The 13,030-nt window shown below is 43.4% G+C and carries 10 protein-coding genes; 5 read left to right on the forward strand and 5 right to left on the reverse strand.

Annotation, left to right across the window (positions count from 1 at the left end; all coding sequences use genetic code 11):
• Positions 1–18: 18 nt before the first annotated feature.
• Positions 19–975: a tRNA dihydrouridine(16) synthase DusC gene (dusC, locus tag AB4351_RS11670; protein WP_017069187.1), complete on the reverse strand. Its 957-nt coding sequence runs from the start codon at positions 973–975 to the stop codon at positions 19–21.
• 175 nt (positions 976–1,150) lie between these two features.
• Here dusC and AB4351_RS11675 point away from each other — a divergent pair, with 175 nt between their 5' ends.
• Positions 1,151–1,771, forward strand: a complete 621-nt coding sequence (locus tag AB4351_RS11675) for a YecA family protein (RefSeq protein ID WP_017062164.1) — start codon at positions 1,151–1,153, stop codon at positions 1,769–1,771.
• Positions 1,772–1,892: 121 nt separating this feature from the next.
• Here the strand turns inward: AB4351_RS11675 and dsbB are convergent, their stop codons facing one another.
• Positions 1,893–2,408, reverse strand: coding sequence for a disulfide bond formation protein DsbB (gene dsbB / locus AB4351_RS11680; RefSeq protein WP_029235613.1), 516 nt, complete (start codon positions 2,406–2,408; stop codon positions 1,893–1,895).
• Between the two features lie 147 nt (positions 2,409–2,555).
• Positions 2,556–4,148 (reverse strand): Na(+)/H(+) antiporter NhaB, encoded by a 1,593-nt coding sequence (nhaB, locus tag AB4351_RS11685; RefSeq protein WP_102332510.1) that lies wholly within the window; start codon positions 4,146–4,148, stop codon positions 2,556–2,558.
• A gap of 640 nt (positions 4,149–4,788) precedes the next feature.
• On the opposite strand from nhaB, the gene fadR reads away from it, so the two are divergent.
• On the forward strand, positions 4,789–5,628 hold the full coding sequence (fadR, locus tag AB4351_RS11690) for a fatty acid metabolism transcriptional regulator FadR (protein ID WP_017062161.1): 840 nt from the start codon (positions 4,789–4,791) through the stop codon (positions 5,626–5,628).
• 194 nt (positions 5,629–5,822) lie between these two features.
• On the opposite strand, the gene AB4351_RS11695 is transcribed toward fadR, so the two are convergent.
• Positions 5,823–6,302 carry a DUF1456 family protein gene (locus AB4351_RS11695; RefSeq protein WP_010437231.1) on the reverse strand — a complete coding sequence of 160 codons (480 nt, stop codon included), beginning with the start codon at positions 6,300–6,302 and terminating at the stop codon, positions 5,823–5,825.
• Positions 6,303–6,523: 221 nt separating this feature from the next.
• The gene (gene metG, locus AB4351_RS11700; RefSeq protein ID WP_372126076.1) at positions 6,524–8,584 is read right to left on the reverse strand and encodes a methionine--tRNA ligase; all 2,061 of its coding nucleotides are present in this window, start codon (positions 8,582–8,584) and stop codon (positions 6,524–6,526) included.
• Positions 8,585–8,741: 157 nt separating this feature from the next.
• Here metG and apbC point away from each other — a divergent pair, with 157 nt between their 5' ends.
• The 3 genes from apbC (at position 8,742) to AB4351_RS11715 (ending at position 12,962) form a co-directional block, all read left to right on the forward strand.
• Positions 8,742–9,818 (forward strand): iron-sulfur cluster carrier protein ApbC, encoded by a 1,077-nt coding sequence (gene apbC, locus AB4351_RS11705; RefSeq protein ID WP_136978358.1) that lies wholly within the window; start codon positions 8,742–8,744, stop codon positions 9,816–9,818.
• A gap of 257 nt (positions 9,819–10,075) precedes the next feature.
• Positions 10,076–10,717 carry a uridine kinase gene (gene udk / locus AB4351_RS11710; RefSeq protein ID WP_004734002.1) on the forward strand — a complete coding sequence of 214 codons (642 nt, stop codon included), beginning with the start codon at positions 10,076–10,078 and terminating at the stop codon, positions 10,715–10,717.
• Positions 10,718–10,823: 106 nt separating this feature from the next.
• Complete coding sequence (locus AB4351_RS11715) at positions 10,824–12,962, forward strand: AsmA family protein (RefSeq protein WP_102427874.1); 2,139 nt, start codon at positions 10,824–10,826, stop codon at positions 12,960–12,962.
• Positions 12,963–13,030 lie beyond the last annotated feature (68 nt).

Here is a 13,030-nt window from a genome sequence, read left to right on the forward strand (position 1 = left end):
TTAACCCTAAACATAATCTTAAACAGGTTGGCGGCGTTCTTCTTGATAACGCTGAAGGCGTTCTACAATCGGTGGCGCCTTTTTGAAAGTACGAATTTCTTTAAACAGTTCGTTCGCTTCAGGGTAGCCTTTACTTAGATAAACAAACCACTGCTTCACTCTATTGGGGTAGTACATGCCTTTGTCCCCTTTAATTTGAAACTCTGAATAGCGCAGCAAAAGTTCAATGACTTTATCCCACGGCATTTTCTGGTGGTTGTGCTTAACGACGTTACCAAGGTTTGGAATATTGAAAGCACCACGGCAGACCATTAATGAATCGACGCCTGTTGCTTCTATGCAATCTTGACCATCTTGATAGTTCCAGATCTCCCCATTAGCAATCAACGGCAGAGATGTTTTTTCTCTTATTTGATTGATGAAGTCCCATTTGATTTCGCTGGCTTTATAGCCGCCAACTTTGGTTCTTGCATGCACGGTGAGTTCGTCAGCTTTGGCTTGTTCGATGGCATCGACGATTTCAAAGCACTCTTCCGGATGCTCCCAACCTAATCGAATCTTTGCGGACACAGGAATGTGTGCCGGTACCGCTTCTCGACAGGCGTTCACCACTTGATAGATGAGCTCTGGCTCTTTTAGCAATGAAGCGCCACCATTACTTTTGTTGACCGCTTTTGCTGGGCAACCAAAATTAAGATCGATCCCTTTCGCGCCTAAGCTAGCAGCTTGAAAAGCATTCTCGGCCATCCAATTTGGGTGTTGCCCTAGAAGTTGGAGATGGATTGGCACACCAGCCATGGTCTGAGAGCCTTGATGTAGCTCAGGGCAAATACGGTGGAACACATGCGGGGGAAGAAGTTGATCTACGACGCGCACAAACTCTGTCACACAGAGATCGTAATCATTAATCTCTGTGAGAATTTCACGCATTAGGTGGTCTAGAACGCCCTCCATAGGGCCAAGTATTACGCGCATGTTGCTTTACCAAAACTGAATGAACCGAAAAATTCGAGGCGTGATTGTACGGTGTGCTTACAGAATTGTCACTATGAGTGTGGTGCATGTCTTAATGATGGTTTCGTCTCTTAATAGCGACATCTTTGGGAGGATGGCGTTATAATATCGAAAATGCCCAATATCCAGAGCTTTCATGACATATCAATTATTAAGCCTACCAGAATCAATCACTGACATTACTCCGCAGTTTATGGAAGGTGCAATCCTTGCCTCTAACTTAGCGACCAAACCACTCGATCCAGAAGAGTGGCTGGTTATCGTTGCGCCTGAAGCGGGTAAAGAGCTGGTAACAACGGTAACAGAACAGATTAATCGCCAGCACAACCTGATTCAGCGTAATGAATACCTATTAACAGACGTACTGGCTGAAGGTGACTTTAACGAACAGTTCGCTGATTTTTCTGAAGGCTTCATGATGGTTTGGCCAACAGTGGAAGAGCAGTGGCAGAGCGTGACAGTCGCGGATGGTACTCTGCGCATGTTGCAAGCGCTCTTAACCACCTTGATGCTTGCGATTGATGAAGAGCAAACTCAACAACAAATGATCGCTGCAGGGCTTACTAACCCACCATCGCTTGCCGATTTAGTGGGTCAAGTCGATCTGATGATCTCAGAAGTGGCAATGGCAGCGGATGAAGCTATGTTGGGCAATAAGTCCCAGAGCGTGAACCCGTTTAAAGACATTGGTCGAAACGACCTTTGCCCTTGTGAAAGCGGCAAGAAGTTTAAACAATGCTGCGGTAAAAGCAGCTAATCACGGCTTGTTGAGCAACTTAGTTTGTGTGAATAACAGACTCTCTTAATATGTTCAAAAGCTTAAGTAATAAAAAAGTCGACCTCGTGGTCGACTTTTTTGTTGTCCAAGTGTCAACGGCTTACTGCAAGTCCTTTTTCGACTTCACAAATTGAGAAATAACCACAATACCGAAAGCAACCAAGTTACCTGCAAAGATAATTACTAGCCACTGAGGCATAGAAAGATCGAAGAACTGCCACACAACCTTGCTGCAATCGCCGTAAGCCTCAAACATCCACGGAGCCCATTGGTTTAAAGGCGCCCAGCTAGGGAAGGTTACGAATAAGTCGCAGGTTGCGAAAGGGGACGGATTGAACTGGTAATCGACGTGCTCTAAAGCAAGCATCAAACCTTTGTATGCGCCAAATCCCCAGCTAGCAAGGCCTAACCAGCGTGATATTGGGTTATTCGGGGCAATCGCACCAATCATGGCGGCAACACCGATAGCGAGCATAGCAACGCGCTCATAGATACACATCACGCAAGGACCAAGCATCATCACGTGTTGGAAGAAGAGAGCGCACGCTTCAAAAAAGACAATAAAAGCCAGCAGTAAAAGCCAAGATAAACGTCCCTTAGAGAAGTCTTTGATCATTGCTAAAAAGTTCACGAATTGAATCCTGTCTATAAAATAAAAAAGCCCTGATTACTCAGAGCTTTTTATCTTGGATAAGTTTCCTAATCAACTAATATTTTTGATTAGTTAGTTATAGTTATTGTGGTTTGCGACACAGTGTTTAGCTTAGTGACCACCAGAGATAACTGGAGCGACGACTTCACCAGTGCGTTGAATGATCCAACCAGCATCGTAGAACCATGCTGTCATTGGCTCTACGATGAACACAATGCCTGCTAGGCCAACCAGTGCCAATACGATGGTGTATGGCAGCGCCATGATAACCATGCGACCGTAAGACAATCGAATTAACGGAGCAAGTGCTGATGTTAATAGGAATAGGAATGCAGCTTGGCCATTTGGTGTAGCAACAGAAGGTAGGTTAGTACCAGTGTTGATAGCAACAGCAAGTAGGTCAAACTGATCACGAGTGATAATGCCTTCAACCAGTGCAGTTTTCACTTCGTTGATGTAAACCGTACCTACGAATACGTTATCTGAAACCATCGACAAGATACCGTTGGCAACATAGAAGAGTGCGAGCTGTGCGCCTTTATCTTCAACGTGAAGTACAGCATCGATTACTGGCTTAAATAGAGCTTGGTCGATGATCACAGCAACAACAGCGAAGAAAACGGCAAGAAGTGCAGTAAATGGCAGCGCTTCTTCAAAGGCTTTACCCATAGAGTGTTCTTCAATAACACCCGTAAATGCTGTAGCTAAGATGATCACAGACAGGCCAATCAAACCTACTTCAGCAACGTGAAGTGCAAGGCCGACGATAAGCCAAACTGCGATTGCACTTTGAACCCATAGTTTTGCTACGTCTTGCTTTGTGCGGTTTGCACGTTCTTTGTTGTCAAACTCAACTAAGATTTGGCGAACATTCATTGGTAGTTGAGCACCGTAACCAAACACTTTGAATTTCTCGACAAGTGCACAAGTTAAAATACCGCAGAAGAAAACAGGTAGTGTTACTGGCAGCATACGGATGATAAATTCACCGAACTCCCAACCTGCTTGCTTAGCAATTACCAAGTTTTGTGGTTCACCTACCATGGTCATTACACCACCCAGTGCTGTACCCACACCAGCGTGCATTAGCAGTGAACGTAGGAAAGCACGGTAGTTTTCTAGGTCATCACGAGTTAGCTCTGAGATCTCTTCATCATGAGTATGATCGTGCGAAGACGTTGTGCCCTTGCCTGATGCAACCTTGTGGTAGATAGAGTAGAAGCCGACCGCAACGCTAATAACTACGGCGATTACTGTTAGTGCATCTAGGAATGCTGATAAGAAAGCGGCAGCAACACAGAAGGCAACGGAGAGTAAAATTTTAGATTGGATGCCAAGCAAGATCTTCGTGAAAATGAACAAAAGCAGTTCTTTCATGAAGTAAATGCCAGCAACCATGAATACGAGCAAGAGTAATACAGGAAGGTTTGCTTGCAGCTCGTGATAAACCATTTCTGGTTTGGTCATGCCAATGGCGACTGCTTGAATAGCTAATAGACCACCCGGTTGAAGTGGGTAGCATTTGAGAGCCATAGCTAGAGTGAAAATAAACTCAACCACCAATAGCCAGCCCGCAACAAATGGGTCAACTAGGAAGAAAACAAACGGGTTGATGATTAAAAAGGAAATGATGGCAAGTTTATACCAATCAGGAGCTTTACCAAGGAAGTTCTTGATAAAAGCGTTTCCGAGAGACATCGGCATGTTAATACTCTTTTATGTTGATTATGAATAGACAAGCAATACAACATTTTGAGAATCGAGCTATAGAAATTGTTAAAAACTATAACTAACAGTGACTTAGAAAAACTACATTCCATGTAATGTTCTGTGGTCTTGCCAAGTCACTCCCTTAGAAACTCAAGCACTGCTTATTTTTGAGCGCAACTTTACTCTTAGATAACATTTAGTCAACAGGAAAAGCCCTGTAGCCCTAAAAATACCTCTTTTTTGTTGAGAAACGCGATCAAAGTAGCGCAAGCATACCACTTAAAATGTGATAAAAACCGACTAGAATCAATATTTCAGCGAAATGATTGAAAATTACAGAATAACGACGGCTTATATATGATTATTACAACTTAATATTGCAAATTAATAGCTTTAAAAATATGACCAATCCCATTGATTCTAAAGAAAAATTGTTGTGTTAACGGTTTGTTTAAATGGTGGTTTAGAGTCGCTTGCTTTACAAACCTGAGGTGCAAACGTGTGCTGAACTTTAGAGTTATAACTCTAACGGTGTTTAGGGTGAGTAAAATTTTTGAGGGTGTTTCCGCTAGGTGTGAACTAGTGGTATGATGAGTAAATTAGAACAGAATAATTAAATTGGATTGAAGTGTAGATGGTCATTAAGGCGAAGAGCCCGGCAGGATTTGCAGAGAAGTATATCATTGAAAGTATTTGGAATGGCCGTTTCCCTCCAGGTTCTATCTTGCCCGCAGAGCGTGAGCTTTCTGAGCTGATTGGTGTTACACGTACTACGCTTCGTGAAGTACTACAACGTCTTGCTCGTGATGGTTGGTTGACAATCCAACATGGCAAACCAACTAAAGTTAACCAGTTTATGGAAACCTCAGGTCTTCATATCCTTGATACGCTAATGACGTTGGACGTTGATAACGCAAGCAAAATGGTAGAAGACCTGCTTGCTGCTCGTACTAATATCAGCCCGATCTTTATGCGTTATGCATTCAAAGCAAACAAAGAAGCTTCAGAGCGTACTATCAGTAACGTGATTGAATCTTGTGAAGCGCTACTTGCGGCACCAACTTGGGATGAGTTCCTAGAATCGTCGCCATACGCTGACAAGATCAAACAAGCGGTAAAAGAAGATTCAGAAAAAGATGAAGCGAAACGTCAGACGATCTTAATCGCGAAGACTTTCAACTTCTATGATTACATGCTTTTCCAACGTTTGGCATTCCACTCAGGCAACCAGATTTACGGCCTGATCTTTAACGGTGTGCGTAAACTTTATGACCGTATCGGTAGCTACTACTTCTCTAACCCAGAAGCACGACGTTTAGCGATGGACTTTTATAAAGAGTTGTTCATTATCTGTGAAAGTGGCGAGCGCGAAACTTTGCCATTAGTGATTCGTAATTACGGTATCGCAAGTGCACAAGTTTGGAATGAAATGAAAACGACATTGCCGACGAACTTCACTGAAGACGACAGCTAAGGCATAGGTTTACTATTGTTGTTCCTGTTTAGTCAGTGACGTAAAGAAAACGAAAAAGCGGCGAGATAATTCAATTATCTCGCCGCTTTTTATTTATCTGTCGTTACTAGAAAATTATCAGTGGGTCAGTTACTTACCTATGACGAGTAATTTATCTATGTGTAGCAACTTAAAATTTATCTAGGAGTAGTAACTTAACCCGCAAACTCTTCTGAGTCTGGACGGTTGGTAAATTGCACACCGTTTAGAAAATCGCAAAGTAGTTGGTCTTCACACACTTTGTAGTTTTTGTTTTCTGGCTTGCGGAAGTAAGCGCCGATTTCGTACTTGCTCAAGCTAATGCCAACCACTTCTAGTACGTCCAAAACATCTTCTGCTTTCATGTTTAATGCGATACGAAGCTTCATGAAGATCATGTTGTTCGTCAGTGCAACTTCAGGTTTAGGTTGCTCGCCTTCTTTTTTGCCACGCTTAAGGTTGATGAAACCATTTAGGAATACCGCCAACTCTTTATCTTTCATCTTAGAGCATGACTTGTCGTTGTCATCTTTTAGCCAGTTAATCACTTGGTCATGAGCAACAGTCACATCAGCTTGTTCGATAGCTTTGATGATTTGTGCATTTTTAAGGTTTAGTGCGTGTTGAATACGGCGCAAGATTTCGTTGTTAGTCACTGGGGATTCCTAAAAAGGGTTTTAGAGTAAAGAGGTGTTGGTTTAGCCTATTTTTGTCGACGAACCAATTTCTACTCTACATAGCATAGTTGACGGCGACTCTAACAGAGAACGCTAATTTTCGGTAGATATAAAAAATCCCCAATGCTGATTAACTCTTTCAAGTCAAAAATGCATTAGGGATTTAGTGATGGGTGCTTGTTATCTGACTGGAGTCAGAATTACATTACACGCATACCAGGTTGAGCACCTTCGTGTGGCTCAAGGATCCATAGGTCGCTGCCGCCAGGGCCCGCTGCTAGGATCATGCCTTCAGACATACCAAACTTCATCTTACGAGGTTTTAGGTTTGCTACCATTACAGTTAGCTTGCCTTCTAGCTCTTCAGGTTTGTATGCTGATTTGATACCAGAGAATACTTGGCGAGTCTCACCACCGATGTCTAGTTGGAACTTCAGTAGTTTGTTCGCTTTTGGTACTTCTTCACAAGAGATGATACGAGCGATACGCATGTCTACTGCTGCAAAGGCATCGAACTCAATCTCGTCTGTGATTGGCTCTTTGTCTAGCTCAGTTTGGCTTGCTTGCTCTTTTTCAGCTTCTGCTTTTTCTTTCGCTGCTGCTTCAGCGGCTGCATCTTCTTTAGAAGACTCAACCATTGCTTCCACTTTCTTAGGGTCAATGCGGTTGAATAGCGCTTTGAACTTAGTGATCTCGTGATCAGTTAGCGGAGTAGCAATCGCTTCCCACGTTAGCTCTTCGTTTAGGAAAGCTTCAGTGCGAGCTGCAAGCTCTGGCATCACTGGTTTCAGGTAAGCCATCAGTACGCGGAATAGGTTAATACCTACAGAAGAAACTTGTTGAAGCTCAGCTTCTTTGCCTTCTTCTTTTGCAAGAACCCAAGGTGCTTTTTCGTCGATGTACTGGTTAGCTTTATCCGCTAATGCAGTGATTTCACGGATAGCACGGCTGAATTCACGAGTTTCGTATAGCTCACCGATACGCTCAGCAGCAGCAACGAATTCGTTGTATAGCTCAGGCTCTGCAAATTCAGCAGCTAGCTTGCCTTCAAAACGCTTAGTAATGAAGCCAGCGTTACGAGAAGCTAGGTTAACAATCTTGTTTACTACGTCAGCGTTTACACGTTGAGTGAAGTCTTCAAGGTTAAGATCTAAGTCATCGATGCGGCTGTTTAGTTTCGCAGCGTAGTAGTAACGTAGACACTCAGGGTCTAGGTGGTTTAGGTACGTGCTTGCTTTGATGAATGTGCCTTTCGACTTAGACATCTTCGCACCGTTCACTGTTACGTAGCCGTGTACGAATACGTTGTTTGGCTTACGGAAACCTGCGCCGTCTAGCATTGCTGGCCAGAATAGGCTGTGGAAGTAAACAATGTCTTTACCGATGAAGTGGTAAAGCTCAGTTGTGCTGTCTTTCTTCCAGTATTCATCGAAGTTTAGATCGTCACGTTTGTCACATAGGTTCTTGAAAGAAGCCATGTAGCCAACAGGTGCGTCTAGCCATACGTAGAAGAACTTGTCTTTTTCGCCTGGGATTTCAAAGCCGAAGTAAGGTGCATCACGTGAGATATCCCACTGTTGCAGACCAGACTCAAACCATTCCTGCATTTTGTTTGCAGTTTCATTCTGTAGAGAGCCAGAACGAGTCCACTCTTTAAGCATGCTTTCGAACTGAGGTAGGTCGAAGAAGAAGTGCTCAGAGTCTTTCATTACTGGAGTTGCGCCAGAAACCGCTGATTTAGGGTTAATTAGCTCAGTTGGGCTGTATGTCTCACCACAGTTATCACAGTTATCACCATACTGGTCTTCTGACTTACACTTAGGGCAAGTACCTTTTACGAAGCGGTCTGGTAGGAACATCTCTTTCTCAGGATCGAAAAGCTGAGAAATAGTGCGGCTAGAAATGAAGCCGTTCTTTTTAAGTTCTAAGTAGATGTGAGAAGCTAGTTCACGGTTCTCTTCGCTGTGTGTGCTGTGGTAGTTATCAAAGCTGATATCAAAGCCAGCGAAGTCTTTTTGGTGCTCTTCACTAACAGCAGCGATCATCTCTTCTGGCGTGATACCCATCTGTTGAGCTTTAAGCATAATTGGCGTGCCGTGAGCATCGTCAGCACAGATGAAATTTACAGTGTTGCCACGTAGACGCTGGTATCGAACCCAGATATCAGCTTGGATATGCTCAAGCATATGGCCAAGGTGAATAGAGCCGTTAGCGTACGGAAGCGCACAAGTTACCAAAAGTTGTCTTGGATCAGTTGCCATACTTAATAATTCGCTTTTTTGATAGGTATAAATTTGAGAGGTAATACTACTTTATAACGTGTGATACGCCAAGGTATCAGACTAAGGATTCCCCTAGTTTTTTAGGGGTTCAGTCTTCATCTCGTGGGTGATAGCATAAATAAAAAAAGGAGTCCCAATGCGTAACTTTACTTCTAAGCAAGATTTCTGTTCATGGTTGAATGAGTTCGAGTCACCAATCCTCATCCCAGAGTGGGCGCTACACCAAAATATTGTATCGGTTGATCCGCGTGGATCATTTGTTATCACCTTACCTTTTGCCGCTAATCAGCTTGCGGTTGAATTGGAACAGTGGATTCACTCTCAGATTGAACAACAGCTTGTTAGCGCTTTTCAGTTTGAAGTGAAGGTGAAGCCGTCTGCGTTAGAAACCACGGTTGCGACACCATTGAAGGGGGTGAAGAACATCATCGCCGTGACATCTGCAAAGGGTGGGGTGGGTAAATCGACCACTTCAGTCAACCTTGCTTTGGCTTTATCTAAGTCTGGTTCAAAAGTGGGTTTGTTGGATGCGGATATCTATGGTCCTTCTGTACCTATGATGCTTGGCCAATTAGATGCGAAACCAGAAGTCCAGAATAACAAGTGGATGATGCCAATCGAAGCGCACGGTATTTTCACTCACTCTATCGGTTATCTTGTGTCGAAAGATGACGCTGCGATTTGGCGCGGTCCAATGGCGGCCAAGGCTTTAGGTCAGCTTGTTAACGAAACCGTATGGCCAGAGTTGGATTATCTAGTTATTGATATGCCACCGGGCACGGGCGATATTCAGCTGACGTTATCGCAACAGATCCCAGTGACCGGGGCTGTAGTGGTGACCACTCCTCAAGATTTGGCGCTAGCGGATGCACGTAAAGGCGTAGCGATGTTTGATAAGGTGAGTGTGCCAGTCGCAGGCTTAGTTGAAAACATGAGCTATCATATTTGTAGTCACTGTGGTGAGAAAGAGCATATCTTTGGTGTTGGTGGTGCCGAAGCTATGTCAGAAGAGTTTTACCTCGATATTTTGGCACAGATCCCTCTTCATATTGATGTGCGAGAAGATATCGATGCAGGTTGCCCGACGGTGATTCGTCGTCCAGATAGTGAACATACACGTCACTACTTAGAGCTTGCAGAGAATGTGGCTGCGAAGATGTTCTGGACTGGCAAGGCGAGACCAGAAGCGATTAACTTTTCTTTGGTTGAATAGCGAAAGATAATCAAAAAGTTGTGTTAATCATGTTGGATTAGATAAATAGCGGTTGGATTTAGGCTGATAGCCATTGGGGTTGTGCAAATAGTTGTAGGCAAGTTATTTGAAAGCAAACGATTGCATTCATTAAATGCATTGATATCATCAATTTGACTGCAATTAGCTAAAATGGCGACTAGAATCTATGTGCTTTAGCCCCTATAATCAGGCGGTTTATCTCTTCCCACCACCAAACCATATCGGGTGCAAAATTAATGTCTGATAATAATCAATGTGTCATCGTAGGTATCGCTGGCGCTTCAGCTTCAGGAAAAAGTCTGATTGCTAGTACAATTTATAATGAATTGCGCGAAAAAGTAGGCGACCATCAAATTGGTGTTATCACGGAAGATTGCTATTACAGCGACCAAAGCCACTTGAGTATGGAAGAGCGTGTTAAAACTAACTACGATCACCCAAATGCACTAGATCATGATCTTTTATGTGAACATCTACAGCAGCTAATGAGTGGCAACGCCGTAGAAGTTCCTGAATACAGCTACACAGAGCACACACGTACTTCTGAAACGACTACACTTACTCCAAAGAAAGTGATCATTTTAGAGGGTATTCTGCTTCTAACAGACCCGCGTCTTCGTAAACTAATGCACGCAAGTGTGTTTATGGATACACCATTAGACATCTGTCTATTACGCCGTGTTAAGCGTGATGTAGAAGAGCGTGGTCGTACAATGGACACTGTACTTAAGCAATACCAAGAAACAGTACGTCCAATGTTCATGCAGTTTATCGAGCCTTCAAAACAACATGCAGACATCATCGTTCCTCGTGGTGGTAAAAACCGTATTGCGATTGATGTGCTAAAAGCGCACATTGCGAAGTTGTTGAAGTCTTAATCGAATAAAATTTTGCCTAAGTGACTCACTTAGCTTTATTTTTTACCGAATCAGTGGCACTTTTATAGTGCCACTTTCTTTTGGAATCTAAGCAAGGAATATGCGGATGAAGAAACTACTCATTTTCATAGCTGTACCAGTGTTTGTTGTCGTTGCAGCAATTCTGGCACTAGTGCTGTTAGTGAATCCCAACCAATTTAAGCCATTAATTGTCGAACAAGCCCAAAAACACACAGGCCTAGAGCTAGTGATCGAGGGTGATATCAGCTGGCAATTCTTCCCATCCATTGGCTTTGAACTTGGTCAAACTGAATTACGCAACCCTGAAGGTTTTACGCAACCTAACCTATTTAAGGTTGATACCGTTGGCGTTGACGTTTCGGTTACTCCGCTATTTAGCAACCAACTAGAGATCGGCAACATTACTCTAGATGGTGCAGAATTCTATTTAGAAACGCTTAAAGATGGTCGCAAGAACATTGATGCACTAACGCAAGCGTCAGCGCCTCAAGAATCTGAGCCTGCAGCAGGCACAAGTTCTGAATCAGCGCCTGCCCCTCAAGAGCAAACTACCACAGACGCATCGGGTTGGACGATCAACCTTGCAGGCGTAACTGTATCAAACGCATTGTTTGAAATGGACGACAAGCAAGCGGGTTCATTCACTAAGCTATACGATGTGTCTTTGAATCTTTCTGAGTTTGCCGTTGATACATGGACAACCGCGACATTTGCGGCTTCTGGTGAGAACAATCAACAGAAGTTCTCTGCACAAGGCAGTGCAGAATTCAAATTAGCTGAAGGCTTTGCAAGTTACGCACTTCGTAATATCGACTTAAACGCTAAGTTCAATGATCCAGCGACGTCGATTGAGTCAGCAAAAATTGGCTTGAATACGTTTGAGTTCGATAAGGTAAACCAACTGACTTACGCTGTAATCGGTAATGCAGCTGGCCTTGACCTTGATCTTAAAGGTGGCGGTGAACTTACTGTTGATAGCGCGATTTCAAAAGTAACGCTGAACAAGTTAACGTTAGACTCAACATTCAAAGGCGACACGCTTCCTCAGTCTCCAATGAAAGTCGACATGCTGTCTGACTTAAGCTTCGATCTTAACAAGAGCCACCTGAGCTTTGTGTTAGAGAAGCTACAAGCTAACGCTATTGCATTAGACGGTAAAGCAGACGTAATCCTATCTGAAATACCAAAGGTTCGTTTCTCTCTTCATAGCCCGAATATTGATTTAGATGAATTCTTAGGCTTAGGCAATACAACAGAAACAGCGAGCACAGCGCCTTCTGGTTCTGCTGGTGGTTCAACGTCAAGTTCTGGTAGTTCAGATCCAGCTAAAGAAGTGGAACCTGATCTGTCGGCTCTGAAAACGTTAGACGTGAAAGGTGACATCACGATTGATAAGTTCAAGGCGAACAACGCGAAGATGCAGAATGTTAAAACCGCATTTTCGGTTAACCGTGGTATCGCAGAGCTAACCTCATTCACCTCGAATCTTTACCAAGGTTCTATTTCTGCTACTGCAAAGTTAGACGCTCGTAAAACACCAGCGACTTACACGGCTAAGAAGAAAATCAAAGGCGTGAAAGTACAACCGTTACTGGTTGATGTTGCAGATAACGATATGCTGGAAGGTACCGGTAATATTGATGTCAACGTGAAAGGTAAGAGTCTAACTCCGACGGGTATCAAGAAAAACCTAGTCGGTACTATCGCGATTAACTTTGAAGATGGTGCAGTTAACGGCATCAACGTAGCTCAACTGATTCGAGAAAACTACGCTAAGATCAAGGGCGAGAAAGTTGAAAGCACAAATGAAGCTCAAAAAACGGACTTCAGTGCAATGAAAGCGACGCTGAAAGTGGATAAAGGTTGGGTTTCAACTAACGACTTATCAGCACAGTCGCCACTGTTACGTGTGACAGGTCAAGGTAAAGCAAACTTCATCAATGAAACGGTCGACTTCCTTGTGCGTACATCAATTGTGGGTTCACTTGAAGGTCAGGGCGGTAAGAGCATCGACGACCTGAAAGATGTGACTATCCCAATCAAGGTAACAGGTCAGTGGGCAGCCCCGAAATTTGCACTTGTTTTTGATGATGTATTGAAACAGAAAGCACAGAAAGAAATTGATCGTGGTTTAGAAAAGTTAGACGAAAAGTACGGTGACAAGATCAAAGATGAGAAAACAAGAGACGCAGTAAACGGTCTACTAAAAGGTTTGTTTAACTAGTCTTCATCTCATTTAAAAATGAACAAAGCGCCACTCCTGTTGTAGGAATGGCGCTTTTTATTTTTGGC

The sequence above is a fragment of the Vibrio sp. 10N.261.51.F11 genome (genome assembly GCF_041471665.1).
Taxonomy (GTDB): Bacteria; Pseudomonadota; Gammaproteobacteria; order Enterobacterales; family Vibrionaceae; genus Vibrio; species Vibrio crassostreae_C.

What these genes read in the sequence shown, in the direction of transcription:
- dsbB (WP_029235613.1), bottom strand. Translation starts at nt 2,408, where the DNA reads ATGATCAAAGACTTCTCTAAGGGACGTTTATCTTGGCTTTTACTGCTG.
- apbC (WP_136978358.1), top strand. Translation starts at nt 8,742, where the DNA reads ATGCGTAACTTTACTTCTAAGCAAGATTTCTGTTCATGGTTGAATGAG.
- udk (WP_004734002.1), top strand. Translation starts at nt 10,076, where the DNA reads ATGTCTGATAATAATCAATGTGTCATCGTAGGTATCGCTGGCGCTTCA.
- nhaB (WP_102332510.1), bottom strand. Translation starts at nt 4,148, where the DNA reads ATGCCGATGTCTCTCGGAAACGCTTTTATCAAGAACTTCCTTGGTAAA.
- AB4351_RS11675 (WP_017062164.1), top strand. Translation starts at nt 1,151, where the DNA reads ATGACATATCAATTATTAAGCCTACCAGAATCAATCACTGACATTACT.
- fadR (WP_017062161.1), top strand. Translation starts at nt 4,789, where the DNA reads ATGGTCATTAAGGCGAAGAGCCCGGCAGGATTTGCAGAGAAGTATATC.
- AB4351_RS11715 (WP_102427874.1), top strand. Translation starts at nt 10,824, where the DNA reads ATGAAGAAACTACTCATTTTCATAGCTGTACCAGTGTTTGTTGTCGTT.
- dusC (WP_017069187.1), bottom strand. Translation starts at nt 975, where the DNA reads ATGCGCGTAATACTTGGCCCTATGGAGGGCGTTCTAGACCACCTAATG.
- metG (WP_372126076.1), bottom strand. Translation starts at nt 8,584, where the DNA reads ATGGCAACTGATCCAAGACAACTTTTGGTAACTTGTGCGCTTCCGTAC.